Origin of the sequence: Micromonospora sp. NPDC000442, assembly GCF_042898635.1 — a bacterium.
Taxonomy (GTDB): Bacteria; Actinomycetota; Actinomycetes; order Mycobacteriales; family Micromonosporaceae; genus Micromonospora.
On the sequence record NZ_JBIAYZ010000020.1, the window covers coordinates 19,119 to 38,752 of the forward strand.

Here is a 19,634-nt window from a genome sequence, read left to right on the forward strand (position 1 = left end):
GTCAGCGAAGGCCGCGGCGGGCGGGCGGGGTGTCCAACCGTACGAGATCGATGGTCGGACGCCAGCCCGCCGCCGAACGGACGGTGGGGAGCCGGCGGGCGGCGGCGACGTCGACGCGTTCGGCGAGGCCCGTCGCGTCGTGTGGCTCGGCCTGCATCAGCCGCAGGACCCGCCGCGCGCCGCGCTCGCCGCCGACGGCTCGACGATGTCGGCGAGCGCGTCGATGCTGGCGACCGCGTCGTCGAGTTGGCGACCGCCGTGGTTGGACACCACGATTGCGTCGACGCCGTGCTCGACCGCCTGCCGCGCGTCGTCCGGGGCGCCGGCCGATTCACCGTCGCGGTGGATGAGCTGCTGACAGGCCACCGGCGCGGCGGCGACCGGCAGCTCCACCGACCGGCCGAGCACGGTCGAGCGGGTGGTGCACGCCGAGACGTCCCGCAGCATCCTGAGCAGGATAGAGACGTGTCCCGCGGGAGAAGGCGGTGAAATGATGGTGAATTGATCCCATACCCCCATCCGTGCGCTCGATGAACGCACCATCGCCACCCCCAGGACCTGGCGATTGCTGAGCAAACTGCGCTACTGCCCTCGCCGCGCCACCGCGATCGTGCAGGTCATCCTGGCCCTGCACCAACGTCTGTGGAAGTTGTGGCCAAAAGGCGACTGGACATTATCCGTCTGGCCGACCTTTGTCCGACTGCTCACAGGTTTCCAAATCATTTCCGCAGGGCATCCGTATGAACGGCCGGTGATCGTTCATCTTGGACAGTCGGACACCGTCGCAGGCCCTGTCCCCCGTGCTTACTATTCACCCGGCTCGGCGGATTGAACTGTGCCTCGGGGGAGCTCAGCATGGCTGAAACAATGAACAGGACAGTGCTTCGGACGGTTGCTTCGGCGTTCGACGACGATGTCGTGCCGGAGCGGGAAGCGATGCGAACCAGCGACAGCCACGATTCGCATTGGCTGCCGGTGACCGCGCTACGGCCGGCGGACTCACCGCGGCGCGCAGGCGAGGACATCGGCCACATCGAGATGCTCGCGTCCATCGAGGATCGGCTGCCGCCGATCGTGGTGCACCGCGAGACCATGCGCGTCATCGATGGCATGCACCGCCTGCGGGCGGCGAAGCTGCGTGGCGACGACCGGGTCGAGGTCCGCTTCTTCGACGGCAGCGAGCAGGAGGCCTTCGTGTTGGCGGTCACCGCCAACACTACCCACGGCCTGCCGCTGTCCATCGGCGACCGGGCGCTGGCCACCGAACGCATCATCGCCTCGCAGCCGACCTGGTCGGACCGGGCCATCGCGGTGGCGGTCGGCCTCGGCGCGCGGACCGTCGGCAACATCCGCCGCCGTATGCAGGACCAGGCCGAGGTGGAGTCGGTCACCGCCCGCACCGGCCGGGACGGCCGCGTGCGCCCAGTGGACAACAGCGTGGGTCGGTTGCGGGCGTACGCCCTCATCAAGCAGCGTCCCGAGGCCTCGTTGCGGGAGATCGCCCGCGAGGTGGGCGTCTCGCCGTCGACGGTGCGCGACGTGCGGCTGCGGCTCGAGCGCGGCGAGGACCCGCTGCCGCAGGTGCGTCAGCGCCGGGAGAAGCCGGCCGTCCGGGAGGCGGTCTCGCGCATGCTTCAGGGACTGCAGAGCGACCCGTCGCTGCGGTTCACCGAATCGGGCCGGACCGTGCTGCGGTGGGTGCACTCGCGGGCGATCCGGGCGGAGGAGTGGGCCGAGGTCGAGCACAAGGTGCCGGCGCACTGCGCTTACATCCTCGCCAATGTGGCCCGCTCCTGTGCCGACGAGTGGCTTCAGATCGCCGAGGAACTTGAGCAGCGCACCACCCGCCCGGCCTGAAAAGGCGTGAGGTAACTGGAGGGCTACTCCGGGCCTGGACCAGCTTCGCCCCGGCGCGCTCCTGACACCATGTTTTACGTGCTAAGTACCGGCACGGTATGGCGGCAGTCGACCAGCCGACGCGGATAGCGCGGCAGCCGTCCAACCCCGTGTGCTCCCCGTTACGGGAGCAGTGGCTCGATCACCATCGCCTGCGGATCTGTCAGCGACGACTCGTACGTCGGTTTGCAGACAAAACGACACACTCGTGATTTTCGCTGACACGGTCAGCGAATAATAAAGTCGAGGTACCACAACGCCCTCTGAGGTCGGCGTCTCATGGGGCTGGTCCTGGCAGAGCCGCCGAGCGAATTCGAGGAGATTCCGGTAGGTTACTAGCTAGTCGGTTGTTCTATTTGCCGGAATTCGGCAGTTCCGCCGGATCGGCGCCCGGAAGAGCAGCAAAAAGCAGCATTCCAGGCCAGGGTGAGCGGTTAGGAATCACTGTCGCCCTTCCGACAGGGGTTGTGATCGTCTTCGGTCGATGTTATCTTCGGGCCGATTAAATCCTTGTTACCCAGTGCGCGATGGAATCAAACAGAGCGCGTGACGACCGCGGGGGAGAAGTGCATGGTCCTGGGGGGTAGTTAAGCGAGTCGCTTTCACATTGTCTTATCCAAGGGGCCGGAACGATTCTGCATTCGGCCGTCTGATCCATGCCGCTCGCACCTGGCTCTCGTGTGTTTCCGGATGCCGCTTCGAACACATACGTCTTAGCCTTGGAGTTCATTTGTCAGCCGAGGAAGAGGAATTAAGCCGTAGACCCCTGGTCCGAATGGATATCAGTGCGCTGTGCCTGGACGGATCCCCCCGGCTCGCCGGCCCGTGTCCGGACCATGTTCAGAACATGGTGGCCGCGCAGAGTGATCTGCCGCCGATAGTGGTGCACCGGCCGACGATGCGTGTCATCGACGGCGCCCACCGCGTCCGGGCGGCGCTCCAGCGCGGCGAAACCTCCATCACCGGGCGATTCTTTGATGGTTCCGAGGCCGAGGCGTTCGTGCTGTCGGTGTCGCTCAACGTCGCTCACGGCCTGCCGCTCGCCCTCGCCGATCGCAAACGCGCGGCGGAGCGCATCGCCACCCTCTATCCGCAGTGGTCGGACCGCCGGGTCGCCGCCGTGGCCGGCATCTCGCCGGGCACCGTTGGCTACATCCGCCGGCGGGTGGCCGGGGCTGCCGCGCCCGACGCCAGCCGGATCGGCCAGGACGGCCGGGTGCGTCCGCTGGACAGCAGCGCGGGCCGTCGGCTGGCCGGCCAGTTGATGACCGACAACCCGAACATGTCCCTCCGGCAGGTCGCCAAGGCCGCCGCGATATCCCCGGAGACGGCCCGCGATGTCCGCAACCGCCTGCTTAGTGGCGCGGAAGTGGTTCCGGCCCGGCGGCCTCGGGGCGCCGCCCCGGCGGCAGCGCCGCCCAGCGGCGACCGGGAGCCGCCGCTGAATCTCATCCGCTCCGGCGGCGGGCCGGCGTCGGCGTCGGCGATCGACCGTTCCGCCCTGGTTGACCGCCTGATGGCCGATCCGGCGCTGCGCTACTCCGAGACCGGGCGCAATCTGCTCCGGCTGCTGACCCTGCACGCCCGCTGGGCCGAGGAATGGGACAACATCGTCGACAACGTGCCGCCGCACTGTACCGACGTGGTGGCCGACCTGGCCGGCCAGTTCGCCGATCTGTGGGCCGATCTCGCCACCCGGTCGGTCCGGGACAACGTGTGGCGGGCTGACATGGGAAACGCCCCGCGGGGTGTTCGACGGCGCACCGCAAGTCGTTAGGTAAGCCCATCCGCGGCCGGGCTGTCGGTCTCCGGATCCTGGTGCCGCGGGCCCGGCGACGAGTAGTGGGGTCAGCTGAAGGCCGGGACCGCGGTGCGGTGACCGGCCGAGCCATCCTGTTCAACCGGCGTGCGGGCCCCGGTTGAACAGTCCAGGAAGTTTTCCACGCCGTGCCGCCGCCCGCGTGGGGCGTGGTGGTGGCCTGCCGCTGTCGGTCGTGATCCGCGCCAGCCTGGACCGGCGCGACCACACCAACCGGCAGATCGCCGAGCGTTTCTCCAGCACGGTGAGCACGGTGGAACAGCATCCAACCAAGGTGTATCTCAAATTAAATATGCTCAGCCGCGCCGAACTTCAACGCCTGATGGGCGGTTGGACAGGCGTTTGACGTTTTCTGAGGTGCCTCCTTACGGTCGCAGGGTCAGGGTTCTTCACATTCCTCGGAGGTCGGGATGTCTGCGGCATCGGTCAAGGAGCTCATTCGTACCAAGCGCCGGATGTGGGGGTGGATGTACCGATGACGGCCACCCTCGAGAAGCCCGGCGATTCGGTATCCACCGGGGTCCCGCCCGCCATTTCGAGAATTGTCGGGGTAGGCACCGCGGTGACCGGAGCGATGGTCACCCAACCTGAATTGCTGGAACTGCTCCGAATCGACGACCCCCGGGTCCGGTCGGTTTACCTGAACAGTGCGATCGACACGCGCCGCCTCACTCTGCCGGAACCCGACGCGACCGGCCTGCGCCGTCCCGAGCCGCAGGGTGAGCTGTTGGCGAAACACCGCCGCCTCGCCATCGAGATGGGCAGTCAGGCCCTCCAGGCCTGCCTCAAGCGGGCCGGTGCCGCCCTCTCCGACCTGCGCCACCTCTGCTGCGTGACGTCAACCGGCTTCCTCACCCCCGGCCTCAGCGCGCTGCTTATCAAGGAACTCGGCATCGACCCGCACTGCGGCCGTTCGGACATCGTGGGGATGGGCTGCAACGCCGGTCTGAACGCGCTCAACGTGGTCGCCGGCTGGTCCGCAGCGCACCCCGGCGAGCTGGGCGTGGTGCTGTGCACCGAGGCCTGCTCCGCGGCGTACGCTCTCGACGGCACCATGCGCACCTCGGTGGTCAACAGCCTCTTCGGCGACGGCGCGGCCGCCGTGGCACTGGTCAGCGACCGGCCGGGCGAGTCCCGTCCGGGCCCGCGGATCCTCAAATTCGCCAGCTTCCTGATCACCGACGCGATCGACGCGATGCGCTACGACTGGGACAGCGACCTGGACCGGTTCAGTTTCTTCCTCGACCCGCAGATTCCGTACGTCGTGGGCGCCAACGCCGAGACCGTGATCGACCGTCTGCTCGCCGGCACCGGCCTGCGCCGCAGCGACATCGCGCAGTGGCTGGTGCACTCCGGCGGCAAGAAGGTCATCGACGCGGTCGTGGTCAACCTCGGGCTGACCCGGCACGACGTCCGGCACACCACCCGCGTCCTGCGCGAGTACGGCAACGTATCCAGCGGCTCGTTCCTGTTCTCCTACGAGCGGCTGGTCGAAGAGGGCGTCACCCGCCCCGGCGACTACGGAGTTCTGATGACCATGGGTCCCGGTTCGACGATCGAGACGGCGCTGGTCCAGTGGTGACCGCAGCCGGAGTCGGCGATCTGGTCCTGCACGTGGACGGACATCAGCCGGTCTCGCCGGCCGTCGTCGAGGCGGTGCTGGCCGTCTGCGATCGGGCCGAGGACGAATACGGCGCGGGCATGTTGACGGTGTACGTCTCCGGCGCCCCGCAGCCGGGCTGGACCCGCGATGTCAGCGTCGGGCTGCTGACCAAATGGGAACGGGCGGTGCGCCGGTTTGAGCGGCTCGGCATGGTCACCGTGGCGGTCAGCGCTGGCGACTGCGGCGGCACGGCGCTCGACCTGTTGCTGGCCACCGACATCCGGATCGCCGTCGCGGGCACCCGCCTCGTCGTGTCGGTGAGCGCCGACGCGACCTGGCCCGGGATGGCGCTGTACCGGCTCGCCCGGCAGGGTGGACGGCTGCGCCGGGCGGCGCTGCTCGGCACGCCGGTCGACGCTGGGGCCGCCACCGCGGCCGGCCTGCTCGACGCGGTCGTCGACCAGCCGGACGACGCGCTGGCCGAGGTCGCCACCGCGGTGGCCGGCCTGACCGGCAAGGAGCTGGCGATCCGGCGGCAACTGATGGCCGACGCCACCGAGCGCAGCTTCGAGGAGGCGCTCGGTGCGCACCTGGCCGCCTGCGACCGAGCCCTGCGCCGGGTCGTGGTCTCATGACCACGGCGGCCCTGCCGCGGAGCATCGCCGCCTACTGGGTGCACCTGGCTGACGCGGCGGCCCACGTCGACCGGGTGCTGGCTGCGCTGCCGTTGCCCACCCGGCGCACCGCGCAGCAACGAGCCGAGGCGGCGGCCGCGCACGACGCGGCCCGCCGCCTGCGGGCGCGCTTCCTGGACGCGTACGCCGATCAGGTCTACGACGAGATCACCGGGGGCCGTACCCGGTATCTGCGGCTGGACGAGCTCGCCGAGGCCGCTGCCAACGCGTTCCCGGGGCTGGTGCCGACGGCTGCGCACCTGGCGGTGGAGCGGTCCCGGGCCCAGGCGGACAAGGAAGGCTACGAGATCGACCAGGGTATCTTCCTGCGGGCGATCCTGCGGTCGGCGCCGTCTGGGCGGCACCTGATGACTGCGATGCTGCGGCCCACCGACCGGGCACTGCGGCTGCTTCCCGAGTTCCGGCGCACTGGGCTGCTGGTGACCGAGGCGGTGCGACTGGAACGACGCGACGGGGTGGCCCGGCTGACCCTGTGCCGGCAGGACTGTCTCAACGCCGAAGACGAGCAGCAGGTGGACGACATGGAGACCGCCGTCGACCTGGCCCTGCTCGACCCGGCGGTGCGGATCGGGCTGGTGCGCGGCGGCGAGATGAGCCATCCCCGCTATCAGGGCCGCCGGGTGTTCAGCGCCGGGATCAACCTGAAGAGCATCAGCGCCGGCCGCATCTCGCTGACCGGGTTCCTGCTCCGGCGCGAGTTGGGCTACCTGCACAAGCTCGCCCGGGGCCTGGCCGACGACGAACTGGACCGGTGGCTGCCGCCGGTGCAGAAGCCGTGGGTCGCCGCCGTCGACACGTTCGCGATCGGCGGCGGATGCCAGCTCCTGATGGTCTTCGACCACGTGCTGGCCGCCGCCGATGCCTACCTCAGCCTGCCCGCCGCCCAGGAGGGCATCGTGCCGGGCGCCGCCAACCTGCGCCTCGCCCGGATCGGCGGTGCCCGGCTGGCTCGCCAGGTCATTCTCGGCGGCCGCCGGATCGAGGCCACCGAGCCGGCCGCCGGCCTGCTGGTCGACGAGGTGGTGCCGTCCGGCGAGATGGACGCGGCGGTCGAGGCCGCGCTGGCCCGGCTGGCCGGTGACGCCGTCGTGGCCAACCGGCGGATGATCAACGTGGCCGAGGAGTCCGTCGACGACCTGCGGGCATACCTGGCGGAGTTCGCGCTGGAGCAGGCGCTGCGCATCCACGCCCCCGACGTGCTGGCCAAGACCGGCCGGTTCGCGGAGCGCCCGGCATGACCGTGGATTACGCGAAGGCGTGCCACGTCGCCCGGGTCACGCTGAACCGGCCCGAGGTGCTCAACGCCATGGACCTGCGGATGCACGAGGAACTGGCCGAGATCTGGGACGACATCGAGGCCGACGACGAGATTCGGGTCGCGGTGCTGACCGGCGCGGGGGACCGCGCCTTCTCGGTGGGGCAGGACCTCAAGGAGAGCGCCCGCCTCACCGCGGCGGGCGTCCCGGCATCATCCTTCGGCAGCCGGGGCCGGCCCGGCTGGCCCCGGCTCACCGAGCGGTTCGACTTCAGCAAACCGGTGGTTGCGCGGGTCGACGGGTACGCACTCGGCGGCGGCTTCGAACTCGCCCTCGCCTGCGACCTGATCGTCGCCTCCGACCGGTCGGTGTTCGGGCTTCCGGAGGTACGCCTCGGGCTCGTCCCGGGCGCCGGCGGCGTCTTCCGGCTGATCCGGCAGATGCCTCCGAAAGCGGCGATGGGCTACCTGCTCACCGGCCGGCGCTTCGATGCCGCGACCGCCCACACGTACGGGCTGGTCAACGACGTGGTGCCGGCCGCGCGGTTGGACGAGTGCGTGGCGGGCTGGGTCGCCGATCTGGTCGCGAGCGCGCCGTTGTCGGTGCGGTCGATCAAGGAGGCCGCGCTCCGCTCAGTTGACCTGCCGCTGCCGGACGCCTTTGGCGCCGACTACCGCTGGGAGGACCGGCGGCGGCACAGCGCCGACGCCGTCGAGGGCATCCAGGCCTTCGTGGCGAAGCGGACGCCGTCCTGGTCCGGGAAGTGATCGGTCGACCGGAGGAGTCGCGAGATGACGTTGTCCGCGCCGCCCGGAGCGCTCGGCGGGCATTCCCTCCTGGTGTTCCTGATGGCGGTGACCGTGCTACTGCTGGTCGCCCAGCTACTCGGCCGCCTCGCGGAACGGGTGGGCATGCCCGCCATCGTCGGCGAACTGGCCACCGGCGTCATCCTGGGACCGTCGCTGCTGGGCCACCTTCTGCCTGGGGTGACCGCCTGGATCTTCCCGACCGACCCGGGGCAGATGCATCTGCTCGACGCGGTCGGCCAGATCGGCGTCCTGCTGCTGGTCGGACTCACCGGCACCCACCTGGACGTCGCCATGGTCCGGCGGCGCAAGGCCACCGCCGCGCGGATCAGCCTGGCCGGCCTGCTGCTGCCGCTGGTCCTCGGTCTCGGCACCGGCTACCTGCTGGCCAACTGGCTGAGCGGGTCGGTGGTGACCGACCCGCTGGTCTTCGCCGGCTTCATGGGAGTCGCCATGGCGGTGACCGCCATCCCGGTCATCGCCAAGACCCTCTCCGACATGCGCCTGCTGCACCGCGACGTCGGTCAGCTGACGCTGGCCGCCGGCACCATCGACGACGCGGTCGCCTGGTTCCTGCTGGCGGTGGTTTCGATGGCCGCGACCGCCGGGCTGAGCGCGGGCAGCGTGGTGAAGGCGATCGCCTACCTGATCGCGTTCGTCGTGCTCGCCGCGCTCGTCGGCCGGCCGCTGGTGCGCCGGGCCATGCGGTTCGTCGACCGCAGCCCGGAGGCCGGCCCCAGCATCGTGGCCGCCGTCGTCTTCGTCCTCTCCGGTGCGATCATCACTCAGGCGCTGGGCATGGAGCCGGTCTTCGGCGCCTTCGTGGCCGGCATCCTGGTCGGGCTTCCCCGCGCAGCGAACCAGGCGAAACTCGCGGCGCTGCGCACCGTGACGCTCAGCGTTTTCGCGCCGATCTTCCTGGCCACGGCCGGGTTCCGGATGGACCTGACCGCGCTGGCCCAGCCACGGGTCGCGCTCGCCGCAGTGCTGGTGCTGGCCATCGCCATCGTGGGCAAGTTCGCCGGCGCGTACGCCGGTGCCCGGCTCAGCGGCCTGAACCGGTGGGAGGGCCTGGCAATCGGCGCGGGCATGAACTCCCGGGGGGTGGTAGAGGTGGTGGTGGCCCTCACCGGCCTGCGCCTGGGTGTGCTCAACACCGCGACCTACACGATCGTCGTGCTGGTCGCCATCGTCACCTCGCTGATGGCGCCGCCGCTGCTGCGCTACACGATGGCCCGCGTCGAGTCCAACGAGGATGAACGACTCCGCAAGATCGATCACGACACCTGGAACGGTCTGCCGGCCGCCCGGCCGGCACCGGCTCCCGAGGAGAGGGCATGACCATCACCGCGAAATACGTCGTACGGGCCCGCCCGGCAAGCAACATCGGGGCCGCGACCTTTCTCCAGGCGCTGTGCGTCGACCTGAGCCCGGAGAGCCTGCACGAGACGCCAGCCCGGATGGCCCGGCCCGATGCCGACCTGCTGACCGCCCCCGAGTGCAGATCGCCTACCGGCTCACCCGGAAACTGGAGCCGAACGGGGGTGGGCGTGGTGATCGAGGCCGAGCACCTGCGCATGACACTGCGCGGCGTCCAGGCGGCCGGCGCGCGCACCACCGCCTCGACGATGTTGGACGTACCGCGCGACGACGCACGTTACCGCGGCGAGTTCCTGGCCGCCGCCGGGCTGGGCGGGCGCTGAGATGCGCCGAGCCGAGCTGCATCCAAGTTTGTCCGATCCAGTGCTGGACGCGATGAACTTCCTCAACGAGATCACCCTGCGCTATCCGGCGGCGATCTCATTCGCGCCCGGCCGCCCGTACGACGGGTTCTTCGCAACCGAGGAGGTCATCGCTCACCTCCGCCGCTATCTCGACCACCTGAGCGACCAGGGCGCCTCACCGGCGCAGGTGCGCACGGCGGTCTACCAGTACGGACCTACCGCCGGCCAGATCCGCGAGATCATCGCCGACTCGCTGCGGCGGGACGAGGGCATCGACGTGCCGGCCGAGTCCATCGTGGTCACCGTCGGTGCACAGGAGGCGATGATGCTGGTCGTCCGCGCGCTGATCCGGGATCCGCGCGACGTGCTGCTGGTCTCCACCCCCTGCTATGTGGGGATCACCGGGGTGGCCCGGCTGCTGGACGTGACGCTCAGCCCGGTGCCGGAGACCGCCGAAGGGTTCTCCCTGGCCGCCATCGAGGCAACGATCCGGGTCGAGCGTGCCGCCGGGCACCGGCCGCGAGCGTTCTACCTCGTGCCCGACCACGCCAACCCGTCCGGTTCCACGCTGTCCGCGCCGGACCGCACCGCGTTGCTGAACCTGGCCGCGCGCGAGGACCTGCTGATCCTGGAGGACACGCCTTACCGGCTGGTCAGTCCGGGGAAGCCGATCCCCACGCTCAAGGCCCTGGACCGCCATCGCCGCGTGGTGCACCTCGGCTCGTACTCGAAGACGCTCTTCCCGGGCGCTCGGGTGGGCTTCGCGGTGGCCGATCAGGAGGTGGTCGGCGATGACGGCCGGAGCGGGCCGCTGGCCGGCGAGCTCTCGAAAATCAAGAGCATGGTCACGGTCAACACCTCGTCGCTGAGCCAGGCGGTGGTGGCGGGTGCGCTGCTGGCCGCCGGCGGCCGGATATCGGAGCTGAACGCCAAGGCGGCCGGCCACTACGGCGACGCCATGCGGCGGGTGCTCGACCGGCTGGCCGAGCGGCTGCCGGAGGAGCGCCGGGCGGCGCTGGGTGTGCGGTGGAACGAGCCCAGTGGTGGCTTCTTCCTCAGCCTGGCCGTGGGATTCGAGGCCGACGACGCGGCGCTCACTCGGTCGGCCGAGGAGTTCGGGGTCATCTGGACGCCGATGCGCTACTTCCACCCGGACGACGGCGGTCGCCGGGCACTCCGGCTCTCCGTGAGCTACCTGTCGCCCGAGGAGATCGACGGGGGCATCGACCGGCTGGTGGCGTTCATCGAAGCCGAAAGTCACTGACCCCGTCGTACGGTGCGCAGCGCTCCCGCCTCGGCGACGGTGCCGCACCCGGCGAGGCCCATGGCCTCGCGCAGCTCGGTGGCGAACAGGTCGAGCACCCGGCGCACCCCGGGCTCGCCGCCGGCTGCCAGGCCCCACATCAGCGGCCGCCCGGCCAGCACTCCGGCGGCGCCGAGCGCGAGCGCCCGGAGCACATCGGTGCCGCCGCGGATGCCGCTGTCGAGCAGCACCTCACCGGCCCCGCCGACCGCCTCGACAACCTCCGCCAGCACGTCCACGCTCGGCACGGCGCCGTCCAACTGACGGCCGCCGTGGTTGCTGACCACTACCGCGTCCACGCCGGACTCCACCGCGCGCCGGGCGTCGTCGGCGGCCAGCACTCCCTTGAGCACCACCGGCAGCCGGGTGTGCCGCCTCAGCGTCTCGATCGACTGCCAGGTGAGCGCGGGGGAGAAGAGCTGGCTGGTGTGCGCCGCCACGGCCGAGGCGCCGGCCTGCCTCTGATGCGCGGCGCCGGTGGCGCCAAGGTTCGCCGCCCGTACGTGCGGCGGCAGGGCGAACCCGTTGCGGATGTCGCGCAGGCGGCGGCCCATCCAGGGCACGTCGACCGTGACCACGACGGCCTGGCAGCCCGCGTCCTCGGCCCGGCGCACCAGGTCGAGCACCGCAGGGGTGTCCCGCAGCCAGTAGACCTGGAACCAGACCGTCCCGCCGGCCGCGGCGATCCGCTCGATCGGGATGCTGCTCAGGGTGCTGGCGACCAACGGCACCCCGGCGGCTGCGGCGGCGCGTGCGGTCGCGTCCTCCCCGTCCGGGTGCAGCAGTTGCTGATAGGCCACCGGCGCGACCGCCAAGGGTTGTGCCACCGGCCGGCCGAGCAGCGTCGAGGCGGTGTCGCAGGCGGACACGTCGCACAGCACGCGGGGCACCACGAAGACCCGGTCCAGGGCGACCCGGTTGGCCTCCAAGGTGGTCTCCCGGCCACTGCCACCGGCGACGAAGTCCCAGACGTCGGCCGGCAGCACGGTGGCGGCGGCGAGCTCGGCGTCGGCGACGCTGCCGAACGCCGGCACTGTCTTGCCATTCCTGCCATTCATCCGGCCGTCCTCCTCGCCCGGACTCTCGGACCGGGCTCGCGGTGTTGGCGACTTTGCGCGAGGTGTGGTGCGGTGTGAACGAGGCCGAGTCGCTCACCGGGATCCAGGCGGTGCTGCAGCGCGGTCCGGGCGCGCTCGGCCGGCTGCTGGCGGCCGCCGCGCCGAACGGCGTCACCCCCGATCGGGCCGGCGCGATGCTCAGCCCGGACGGCGAGCTCGTCGTCGACCTGGCGGTCCCGGATGCCGGCGCCGTGGGGGCGGCGCCGGACGCGGACGGCTGGGACGTCAGCCGCGCACAACCGCCTCGGCCCACAGGGCGGTGACCGCGGCCCGGTCCACCTTGCCGTTGGCGGTCCGGGGCAGCTCGGCGACGAGCCGGACGGCATCCACCACCATGTACGTCGGCAGGTGCGCGGCGCAGTGCGCCTTGAGCCCGAGCATGGTGGGCCGCGCGTCGCCGGCCGGCACGACGGCGGCGTGGATGCGGCTGTCCAGCCCGGCGCCGACCACCACGACGGCGGCTGCGGCCACGGCGGGATGGGTGGCCAGCACGGCCTCGATCTCGCTCGGCTCGACCCGGTGCCCGCGCACCTTGACCATGTGGTCGCGGCGGCCCACGTACTCCAGGTTGCCGTCCGGCCCGATCCGGCCGAAGTCGCCGGTCCGGTAGGGTCCGTCCTGCGCGGGCTGGCCCCAGTAGCCGAGCATGACGGTCGGACCGTCCACGACGATCTCGCCGACGTCGGCACCGGGCGGGTCCAGCCACACCTGGTCGCCGCTGCACGCCTGGCCGATCGGCAGCGGCCGGGTCCGGGTCAGGTCGTGGGCGGTCACCTCGTATGAGGTGCACACGTTCGTCTCGGTGGGTCCGTACCAGTTGAACAGCCGGACGGCGGGCCAGGCCGCGCGTAGGCGCAGCACGTCGGCGATCGGGAACGGTTCGCCGGCGAATACGCAGACCCGCAGCGCCGGCGGCGGATCGCCGTCGAGCAGGCCGCCGTCCGCGGTCATCAACTGGAGGGCTGAGGGCACCGAATACCACACGGTGATTTCGCGCTCGAATAGGAAACGGGTCAGCGCCTCCGGGGCGAACGCGAGCGTCGCCGGCACCAGGTCGACGCAGGCGCCGGCCAGAAACGCGCCGTACAGGTCGAACACCGACAGGTCGAAGTTGAACGGCGCGTGGTTGGCGAGCCGGTCACTGGCATCGAGGCCGGTCTCTTCGGCGGCCCAGCACACGAAGGACAGCGCGTTGCGGTGGCTGATGCTGACGCCCTTCGGCGCCCCCGTGGAGCCGGAGGTGTAGAGGATGAACGCGCAGTCGGCCGGCGTCGCCGCCGCGTCGTTCAGTGTCTGGCCGGGCCGCGTGCGCAGCCCGGCCAGGTCGTCGTCGGCGAGCACCAACCGCGCGGCGCACCCGTCGGCGATGCACTGCACCCGCGGGCGGGGGTTCGACGGGGCGACCGGCACATAGGCCGCCCCGAGCCGGAGCACTGCCTGCATGACGGCGACCGTGTCGATGCTCTTCGAGGTCCAGAGCACCACCCGGTCCCCGGGGCGCACGCCGAGGTCGGCCAGGGCATGCGCACAGCGGTCGGCCAGAGCGTCCAGTTCCGCGTACGTTGCGGTGGCCGCGCCGTCGCGGACCGCGGGAGCGTGCGGGCTGCGCCGCGCCGCGGTCCGGACCAGATCGGGCAGCAGCATGGCGCGCCTCAGAACAACGCCGCGGCGGCGGCGCTCGCCTTGAGGTTGCCCAGGCGGCCGTGCCAGAGGTGCTCCGGGTCGGCCTCGACGGCCGCCACGAACTCCCGCATCACGGCCAGCGCCGGCGGCTCCACGTCGTCGTACACGTCGCCCTGCAGCATCCGGATGACGTCCATCCGGTAGCGCGGGTCGTCGATGAACGCGGTGAACAGGATGTTCAGCCGGTAGTAGATGGAGATGAAGTCGTACCAGCTGTTCACGCCGCGGCGCAGCGTGTCGACGTACGTGTCGAACCGCTCCCGCCGGAAGTCGCCGGCCTCGGCGGCGGCGATGATGTCCGCCGCGGCGAGCCGGGCGCTGTTCATCGCGACGCTCACGCCACTGGAGAAGATTGGGTCGACGAACCGGGCGGCGTCGCCGATCAGCACCATGCCGTCGCCCGCGACGGCGCGCATGGCGTAGCTGTAGTCGCCCTCGGTCTTGAACGGCCGCAGCCGTTCGCACTGCTGGAGCTGCTTGTGCAGGTCGGGCCGGCTGCTGACCGTGTCCCAGAAGAAGGTCTCCAGGTCGTCCTTGGCCGCCTTGAAGCGCTTCTTCTGAGTGACCACTCCGATCGACGTGATGGTGTCGGTGATCGGGATCTGCCAGACCCACGTGTCCTCGAGCGGCAGGAAGTGCACGTGGATGAAGTCGGACTGGCTCTCGTCGCGGGCCAGCGCCTCCCGGTCCAGCCCTTCGAACCAGGTGTGGACCGCATACTGGTTGAACACCGGGTCCGGCACCTTGATCTTCAACTGATTGCCGAGGTGGGTCTGCCGCCCACTGGCGTCGACCACCATCCGGACCGGCACCTGGCGCTTCTCGCCGTCGGCGGTCACGTGTAGCACCGGCCGGTCGGGGTCGGTGAAGTCGACGCGGTTCACCCGCGTCTCGGTGTGCACCGTGGCGCCGAGCTCCCGGGCGTGCTCGAGCAGGATGAGGTCGAACCGGCCGCGGTCGACGTGGTACGAGTACGGCTGCTCCACCCCCTTCTGCTTGCGCTCCTCGTAGCTGATCTCGGCCACGCCCCACCCGTGCGAGCTGACCTGGAAGTTCATCGGCGAGGCCGGCCGCGAGTCGGCGGATGTCCAGGCGGCGCCGTACTTGCGCGGGAAGCCGCCCTGGTCGATCTTTTCGAGCGCGCCGATCTCCCGCAGCACCGGCGTGGTGGCCGGCACCAGCGACTCGCCGACGTGCTCGCGCGGGAACGCGGACGCCTCGAACACCGCGACCTTGAGCCCGGCCTTCGCGAGATAGGACGCCATCGTCGATCCGGCCGGACCGCCGCCGATGATGCCGACGTCGTACGCGGTGTTCTCGTTCATGCGGACTCCTCGCTCGCAGCGGCCGAAACCGGGACACCGGCCACCAGACCGGCGATGGTCTCCAGGTCACGGAAGTTGCGCGCGGTCATGGCGGCCGGCGATAGCCGCACGCCGAACGTCTCGCGGATGTACGCCACCAGCCGGGCCGTCTCGATCGAGTTCAGCACGCCGAGTTCGAGCAGCGGCGTGTTCTTGGTGAGGTCGGTGGCGTTTTCCACACCGAGCAGCCGAACGGATACGTATTCGGTCAGGACTTCGAGAATCTGGGTGTGCTGGTCTGTCGGCATCGAATCCCCTTAGGAGGCTATCTCGAGCCGAGGCTAGGGCGTGGGCGGCGGTGGCCGCCGCTCGTCCAACCAGCACAATCTATTCAGTTGCACACGGACAATGCCTCCACATCGTCGGCGTGCCGGACGTGACCCCGGCTGATCCTCGCGGCGAGGTGGGTGAGCGCCGGCAGGGCGATGCCGATCGCGCCGACGACCCAGGCCGGTCCCCACTCGCGGGCGCGGTGGGCGAGCTGTCGCCACAACTCGTCTTCAGTAGTGAGCGTGGATCTGCGTCACCGGATGTCCCAGGATCTTGCCAACTGCCGCGAGTTCTTCATCGCTGAGGTCCCATACGTGCCGGGTCCAGTTCATCGCGCTCACCTCGAACTGCGCGAATCCAACCGCCCCTTCGAAGCGCAGTTCGGGCATGATCGCCCGGTCCGGCGAAAGGCCAGCGATGTACTCAGCCGCGCGAGAGGCCGCCTCAACCGTCGGCTGCCATTGTGGATATGTGGGTATCACACGTGCCGTCTGCTATCGCCAGTCGATGTCCGCGGCCCGGTTGCGGCCGAGGGCCATCCGCATCACGATCACGGTGTACGCGCAGAGTACGGCGAGCCCGGCCCACCAAGGAAGTGGGAAGTACCCGGCCGACGGCACGTAATGCGCGGTTACTTGTGGGTACTCCTGCATCGTCTGCTTGACGGCGAAGCCGGCGGTCGGCGTGAGCCGCAGCAGCCACTCGGAGACCGTGTCGGGCAGGAGTGGGACAGCCGTGACGGCGTAGGGCAGGGCGACCAGCGACAGCCCGACGACGATCGTCGCCCCGCTGCGCCGCAGCCACACGCCAAGCCCGTAGGCGAGGACGGCGCAGAGGGCGAGCACCGCCGGGACGCCGAGGATCACCCGAGTGCCGGTCAGCACCGGCACCGGTTGCACCGGGATGCCGTTGCCCTTCAGGATCGCGATGGAAAGCGGGAAGACGACACCCACGGCGACCAGACCGGTGACGAAGGTGGTCGCCCCCACGACGACCGCCCGGGCGGCGATCACCCGCCCGGAGGCCGCCTTGCGAACCCCGCCGGCGCCGTAGCGGGCCGCGACGATGAGCACGATGATCAGCGCGACCGTCAGGCCGGACAGGGTCTTCTCGACGCTACGCGCACCCTCCTCGCCGAGCGGCCCGATGTCGCCGGTTCCGCTGACTGTGATGATGCCGTCTTTCTCGACGGCCCCCGACGCGTTGTGGTGCTTCTCCCAGTCGGTGTGGTTCATTTCGCCGACTGGGTCGCTGGCCCACCCGCCGGTGGCGCCCCCTTCGACGGCGACGTTGTCGAAGACGCCGACGGCCTGAGTGAACCGGACCTCCTCGATCGCACCGCCGAGGCCGACCTTCCGGAGCGTGCGGTCGCCGGGGGAGGTGGCGAAGAGACCGACCTGCACGGTGTCCGGCAGCCGGTCGAGCTTCGCCGTTGCGACGGTGCGCCACTGCTTGCCGTCGGCCGACTCAAAGCCGGTGATGGTGTCGTCGGAGCGGGTCAGGCGCAGCCAACGCGGGGACTCCGCCGATACCTTGCCCGCGTCTCCAGAGACGTCGTGGCGGTAGTCGTGCTGGAAGCGCACACCGTGCCCGCCGGTCATCATCAGCGCCGCGTACTGGGAGCCCGGCCGCACGCCGTCCTTGATGATGATCCCAGCCTTCGCCCACGGCACCAGCCCGGACACGATCTGGTCGTGGTTCGGCGGAGGGTAGGTGATCGTCCCGGTCATCGCGGTCATCCGGACCGTGATGCTGCCCTCGCGGCCCAGGTCGCGATGCAGGAACCAGAACCGGTCGCTGACGGTAGCGCCGTCGCTGGCGACGGGAGCGGCCGGGCACGGCCCCGGGCAGGACGACTGGTCGCCGAATGCGTACAACAGACCCAGCGCGATGACGGTGAGGGCTGCGGCGGCCAGCGCGGTCAGGCGGCCCGGGCGGCGGAACGCGGTCCATTCCCGCCGGAGGAGTTCGGTGGTCGACATACCGTCGGTTCTACGGATCGACCCGTAACGCCACCCGAACTGCCACTGTCATGCTGTTGTTAGGTTGCCCAGGGCATGCTGTAGGAATGGTCAGGCTGTCCAGGGGTACCGTGCGGGCAAGGTTCACGATCCTCTATGCTGTTGTGTTTCTCGTGTCCGGTACCGGGCTTCTGGGACTGACCTTCCTGCTCTCCGGCGGCAGCATCAGCCGCGTCGCACCCGCCGGAAATCCCCCGGTCCAGCGGAGTGCGGATCCGGCCCAGCAGCGTATCCAGCAGCTGGAGGACCAGCTGGCCACGGTGCACACGCAGCAGTCCCGCCAGCTGTTGGCCGGCTCGATGGTGGCGCTGATCGTGATGGCGGTGGTGTCACTCCTGCTCGGTCGGGTGCTGGCCAAACGCGTACTGCGACCGTTACGGCTGATCACCAGCGCCACCCGGCGCATCTCCGCCGACAGCCTGGATCGGCGGCTTGCCGTCACCGGCCCGGCCGACGAGGTGAAAGACCTCGGCGACACCATCGACGAACTGCTCGAACGACTCGAAGCCTCGTTCGCCGCACAACGCCGCTTCGTCGCCAACGCATCCCATGAGCTGCGTACGCCACTGGCCACGATCCGGGCGTCGCTGGACGTCGCGGGCGCCAAGCCCGACCCGGCCCCGTCGACGGTGGCGCTCGCGGACCGGGTACGTACCCAGCTGGACCGCGTCGATCACCTACTCGACGGGTTCCTCGTACTGGCCCGGGCACAGCACGGCACGCCGGCCGACGCCACCATGGTCGATCTCGGCGACCTCATCGGCACGGCCCTGCATGAAAGGACCACCGACGCGAAGACGAAGCGGCTGAAGGTGACGGTCGACGTACCACCGGCAACGGCGACCCAGGGCAGCCCGGCGCTGCTGGCGCGGATGGTGGCCAACGTCATCGACAACGCCGTGACACATAACGAGCACGGCGGATGGATTGAGATCACCGGATCCGCAAGCGAGGAGGAGACGGTGCTCGTCGTCGAGACCGGCGGGCGAGTCCTCGACCAGCAGGAGGTTGACCGGCTGTCGCAGCCCTTCGAGCGGCTCGGCGGCGAGCGGATCGGATCCTCGGGACTGGGCCTATCTATCGTGGCCGCCGTCGCCGCCGCGCATGGGGGCCGGCTCGCCCTGCTCGCCCGGCCAGAAGGCGGCCTGTGTGTCTCGATCACGCTCCCGGTCTCGAAGGTGCCGGCGGCGGCATGAGAGTGCTCGTCATCGAAGATGATCATGCCTTGGCGGAGGTCATCGCGGAAGGACTGGGTGACCAGGGGATAGCAGTCGACCTCGCTCACGACGGACTCACCGCGGCCACCAAACTGGACATCGCCGGCTACGACGTGGTGGTCCTGGACCGGGACCTGCCAGGCCTCCACGGCGACGCGCTGTGCCAGATGATCACCGAGCGGGCGGACCGGCCGATGGTGCTGATGCTGACCGCGGCGAGCGCTCCCGGCGACCGGGTCAGCGGACTGACCCTGGGCGCGGACGACTACCTCGCCAAACCCTTCCACTTTCCCGAGCTGATCCTGCGGATCCAGGCCCTCGCACGTCGCAAACCAGACGCACGGCCGCGGACACTTCACGCGGCCGGGATCGCGCTGGATCCGATACGCCGGACCGCCGTTCGCGACGGACGGCAACTCAACCTCTCGGTGAAGGAGTTCGCCGTGCTGCAGGCGCTGCTACGGGCCAGCCCAGGCTTCCTGAGCACCGAGGCCCTGCTCGAACAGGTCTGGGACGAGAACGCCGACCCGTTCACCAACACCGTCACCGTGACCGTGAGCCGGTTACGCCGCAAACTCGGCAACCCACCAATCATCGCCACGACACCGGGAGTCGGCTACCGGATCGCCTAAGGCGTGTTTCATAGACAGTGCAGCTCAGCGGGCTGTCAGGCGGGTGGAATTGCAGGTGGGGCCGCCAACGGACGTCAACGTCGCCGAACCGGCGTCGACGCTCCTCAATGGATGAGCCGCTGACCTGGGTCCACGATGGAGGTCGTGGGGGCATGAAGAGGTCTCTTGCCATCCGCTCTACACCGGTGTAGGAAATGTAGTGCGCTGGTGTGAATGTGGGCTGTCAC

22 protein-coding genes and 2 pseudogenes are annotated in these 19,634 nt (G+C 70.1%); 14 read left to right on the forward strand and 10 right to left on the reverse strand.

Features of this window, described 5'->3' with window-relative positions; all coding sequences use genetic code 11:
* Position 1 precedes the first annotated feature (1 nt).
* From ACFY2A_RS25090 to ACFY2A_RS25100, 3 genes and pseudogenes are all read right to left on the reverse strand, one after another.
* Complete coding sequence (locus tag ACFY2A_RS25090) at positions 2-157, reverse strand: hypothetical protein (protein ID WP_387175051.1); 156 nt, start codon at positions 155-157, stop codon at positions 2-4.
* 44 nt (positions 158-201) lie between these two features.
* Positions 202-321, reverse strand: a pseudogene (locus tag ACFY2A_RS25095) (alpha-hydroxy-acid oxidizing protein); the annotation flags it as partial.
* A 12-nt stretch (positions 322-333) separates the two neighbouring features.
* A pseudogene (locus tag ACFY2A_RS25100) lies at positions 334-543 on the reverse strand (alpha-hydroxy-acid oxidizing protein); the annotation flags it as partial.
* A 22-nt stretch (positions 544-565) separates the two neighbouring features.
* Here ACFY2A_RS25100 and ACFY2A_RS25105 point away from each other — a divergent pair.
* The 11 genes from ACFY2A_RS25105 (at position 566) to ACFY2A_RS25155 (ending at position 11,063) form a co-directional block, all read left to right on the forward strand.
* Positions 566-832 (forward strand): hypothetical protein, encoded by a 267-nt coding sequence (locus ACFY2A_RS25105; protein ID WP_387175053.1) that lies wholly within the window; start codon positions 566-568, stop codon positions 830-832.
* Between the two features lie 23 nt (positions 833-855).
* Positions 856-1,857: a ParB N-terminal domain-containing protein gene (locus tag ACFY2A_RS25110; RefSeq protein WP_363920200.1), complete on the forward strand. Its 1,002-nt coding sequence runs from the start codon at positions 856-858 to the stop codon at positions 1,855-1,857.
* An 886-nt stretch (positions 1,858-2,743) separates the two neighbouring features.
* Positions 2,744-3,673, forward strand: a complete 930-nt coding sequence (locus tag ACFY2A_RS25115) for a transcriptional regulator (RefSeq protein WP_387175056.1) — start codon at positions 2,744-2,746, stop codon at positions 3,671-3,673.
* Between the two features lie 217 nt (positions 3,674-3,890).
* Positions 3,891-4,061, forward strand: coding sequence for a LuxR C-terminal-related transcriptional regulator (locus ACFY2A_RS25120; protein ID WP_387175058.1), 171 nt, complete (start codon positions 3,891-3,893; stop codon positions 4,059-4,061).
* Between the two features lie 129 nt (positions 4,062-4,190).
* Complete coding sequence (dpgA, locus tag ACFY2A_RS25125) at positions 4,191-5,297, forward strand: 3,5-dihydroxyphenylacetyl-CoA synthase DpgA (RefSeq protein WP_387175060.1); 1,107 nt, start codon at positions 4,191-4,193, stop codon at positions 5,295-5,297.
* The gene (gene dpgB, locus ACFY2A_RS25130; RefSeq protein WP_363920192.1) at positions 5,294-5,953 is read left to right on the forward strand and encodes an enoyl-CoA-hydratase DpgB; all 660 of its coding nucleotides are present in this window, start codon (positions 5,294-5,296) and stop codon (positions 5,951-5,953) included. The genes dpgA and dpgB overlap by 4 nt, the downstream gene beginning before the upstream one ends.
* Positions 5,950-7,251, forward strand: coding sequence for a (3,5-dihydroxyphenyl)acetyl-CoA 1,2-dioxygenase DpgC (gene dpgC / locus ACFY2A_RS25135; RefSeq protein WP_387175063.1), 1,302 nt, complete (start codon positions 5,950-5,952; stop codon positions 7,249-7,251). Before dpgB ends, dpgC begins: the two co-directional genes overlap by 4 nt.
* Positions 7,248-8,036: an enoyl-CoA-hydratase DpgD gene (gene dpgD / locus ACFY2A_RS25140; RefSeq protein WP_387175065.1), complete on the forward strand. Its 789-nt coding sequence runs from the start codon at positions 7,248-7,250 to the stop codon at positions 8,034-8,036. The genes dpgC and dpgD overlap by 4 nt, the downstream gene beginning before the upstream one ends.
* Before the next feature lie 24 nt (positions 8,037-8,060).
* Complete coding sequence (locus tag ACFY2A_RS25145) at positions 8,061-9,416, forward strand: cation:proton antiporter (protein ID WP_387175067.1); 1,356 nt, start codon at positions 8,061-8,063, stop codon at positions 9,414-9,416.
* A complete protein-coding gene (locus ACFY2A_RS25150) occupies positions 9,413-9,778 on the forward strand; it encodes a GTP cyclohydrolase I (protein ID WP_387175069.1) in 366 nt (121 codons plus the stop codon). Before ACFY2A_RS25145 ends, ACFY2A_RS25150 begins: the two co-directional genes overlap by 4 nt.
* Position 9,779: 1 nt before the next feature.
* Positions 9,780-11,063, forward strand: a complete 1,284-nt coding sequence (locus ACFY2A_RS25155) for a PLP-dependent aminotransferase family protein (protein WP_387175071.1) — start codon at positions 9,780-9,782, stop codon at positions 11,061-11,063.
* Here ACFY2A_RS25155 and ACFY2A_RS25160 read toward each other — a convergent pair.
* Positions 11,057-12,160, reverse strand: coding sequence for an alpha-hydroxy acid oxidase (locus ACFY2A_RS25160; RefSeq protein ID WP_387175073.1), 1,104 nt, complete (start codon positions 12,158-12,160; stop codon positions 11,057-11,059). The two genes, ACFY2A_RS25155 and ACFY2A_RS25160, sit on opposite strands and share 7 nt — an antisense overlap.
* 74 nt (positions 12,161-12,234) lie before the next feature.
* Between ACFY2A_RS25160 and ACFY2A_RS25165 the strand changes: the two genes are divergently transcribed.
* Positions 12,235-12,483, forward strand: coding sequence for a hypothetical protein (locus ACFY2A_RS25165; RefSeq protein ID WP_387175075.1), 249 nt, complete (start codon positions 12,235-12,237; stop codon positions 12,481-12,483).
* On the opposite strand, the gene ACFY2A_RS25170 is transcribed toward ACFY2A_RS25165, so the two are convergent.
* From ACFY2A_RS25170 to ACFY2A_RS25195, 6 genes are all read right to left on the reverse strand, one after another.
* Complete coding sequence (locus ACFY2A_RS25170; RefSeq protein ID WP_387175077.1) at positions 12,446-13,864, reverse strand: amino acid adenylation domain-containing protein; 1,419 nt, start codon at positions 13,862-13,864, stop codon at positions 12,446-12,448. The genes ACFY2A_RS25165 and ACFY2A_RS25170 overlap by 38 nt on opposite strands.
* 8 nt (positions 13,865-13,872) lie before the next feature.
* Complete coding sequence (locus ACFY2A_RS25175; protein ID WP_387175080.1) at positions 13,873-15,228, reverse strand: NAD(P)/FAD-dependent oxidoreductase; 1,356 nt, start codon at positions 15,226-15,228, stop codon at positions 13,873-13,875.
* A complete protein-coding gene (locus ACFY2A_RS25180; RefSeq protein WP_363920173.1) occupies positions 15,225-15,515 on the reverse strand; it encodes an acyl carrier protein in 291 nt (96 codons plus the stop codon). The genes ACFY2A_RS25175 and ACFY2A_RS25180 overlap by 4 nt, the downstream gene beginning before the upstream one ends.
* Before the next feature lie 83 nt (positions 15,516-15,598).
* Positions 15,599-15,760: a hypothetical protein gene (locus ACFY2A_RS25185; protein WP_363920170.1), complete on the reverse strand. Its 162-nt coding sequence runs from the start codon at positions 15,758-15,760 to the stop codon at positions 15,599-15,601.
* Positions 15,761-15,767: 7 nt separating this feature from the next.
* On the reverse strand, positions 15,768-15,926 hold the full coding sequence (locus tag ACFY2A_RS25190) for a hypothetical protein (RefSeq protein WP_387175083.1): 159 nt from the start codon (positions 15,924-15,926) through the stop codon (positions 15,768-15,770).
* Between the two features lie 105 nt (positions 15,927-16,031).
* On the reverse strand, positions 16,032-17,519 hold the full coding sequence (locus tag ACFY2A_RS25195; RefSeq protein WP_387175085.1) for a hypothetical protein: 1,488 nt from the start codon (positions 17,517-17,519) through the stop codon (positions 16,032-16,034).
* A 152-nt stretch (positions 17,520-17,671) separates the two neighbouring features.
* On the opposite strand from ACFY2A_RS25195, the gene ACFY2A_RS25200 reads away from it, so the two are divergent.
* A complete protein-coding gene (locus ACFY2A_RS25200) occupies positions 17,672-18,754 on the forward strand; it encodes a sensor histidine kinase (RefSeq protein ID WP_387175087.1) in 1,083 nt (360 codons plus the stop codon).
* On the forward strand, positions 18,751-19,407 hold the full coding sequence (locus tag ACFY2A_RS25205; RefSeq protein ID WP_387175089.1) for a response regulator transcription factor: 657 nt from the start codon (positions 18,751-18,753) through the stop codon (positions 19,405-19,407). The genes ACFY2A_RS25200 and ACFY2A_RS25205 overlap by 4 nt, the downstream gene beginning before the upstream one ends.
* The last annotated feature ends 227 nt before the right edge of the window (positions 19,408-19,634 follow it).

Excerpts from the sequence above, each read along its gene's own strand:
- dpgA (WP_387175060.1), top strand. The coding sequence starts at position 4,191 with ATGACGGCCACCCTCGAGAAGCCCGGCGATTCGGTATCCACCGGGGTC.
- ACFY2A_RS25090 (WP_387175051.1), bottom strand. The coding sequence starts at position 157 with ATGCAGGCCGAGCCACACGACGCGACGGGCCTCGCCGAACGCGTCGAC.
- ACFY2A_RS25205 (WP_387175089.1), top strand. The coding sequence starts at position 18,751 with ATGAGAGTGCTCGTCATCGAAGATGATCATGCCTTGGCGGAGGTCATC.
- ACFY2A_RS25110 (WP_363920200.1), top strand. The coding sequence starts at position 856 with ATGGCTGAAACAATGAACAGGACAGTGCTTCGGACGGTTGCTTCGGCG.
- ACFY2A_RS25175 (WP_387175080.1), bottom strand. The coding sequence starts at position 15,228 with ATGAACGAGAACACCGCGTACGACGTCGGCATCATCGGCGGCGGTCCG.
- ACFY2A_RS25180 (WP_363920173.1), bottom strand. The coding sequence starts at position 15,515 with ATGCCGACAGACCAGCACACCCAGATTCTCGAAGTCCTGACCGAATAC.
- ACFY2A_RS25155 (WP_387175071.1), top strand. The coding sequence starts at position 9,780 with ATGCGCCGAGCCGAGCTGCATCCAAGTTTGTCCGATCCAGTGCTGGAC.
- ACFY2A_RS25115 (WP_387175056.1), top strand. The coding sequence starts at position 2,744 with ATGGTGGCCGCGCAGAGTGATCTGCCGCCGATAGTGGTGCACCGGCCG.
- dpgD (WP_387175065.1), top strand. The coding sequence starts at position 7,248 with ATGACCGTGGATTACGCGAAGGCGTGCCACGTCGCCCGGGTCACGCTG.
- ACFY2A_RS25150 (WP_387175069.1), top strand. The coding sequence starts at position 9,413 with ATGACCATCACCGCGAAATACGTCGTACGGGCCCGCCCGGCAAGCAAC.
- dpgC (WP_387175063.1), top strand. The coding sequence starts at position 5,950 with ATGACCACGGCGGCCCTGCCGCGGAGCATCGCCGCCTACTGGGTGCAC.
- ACFY2A_RS25190 (WP_387175083.1), bottom strand. The coding sequence starts at position 15,926 with ATGCCCGAACTGCGCTTCGAAGGGGCGGTTGGATTCGCGCAGTTCGAG.
- ACFY2A_RS25195 (WP_387175085.1), bottom strand. The coding sequence starts at position 17,519 with ATGTCGACCACCGAACTCCTCCGGCGGGAATGGACCGCGTTCCGCCGC.
- ACFY2A_RS25160 (WP_387175073.1), bottom strand. The coding sequence starts at position 12,160 with ATGAATGGCAGGAATGGCAAGACAGTGCCGGCGTTCGGCAGCGTCGCC.
- ACFY2A_RS25145 (WP_387175067.1), top strand. The coding sequence starts at position 8,061 with ATGACGTTGTCCGCGCCGCCCGGAGCGCTCGGCGGGCATTCCCTCCTG.
- ACFY2A_RS25170 (WP_387175077.1), bottom strand. The coding sequence starts at position 13,864 with ATGCTGCTGCCCGATCTGGTCCGGACCGCGGCGCGGCGCAGCCCGCAC.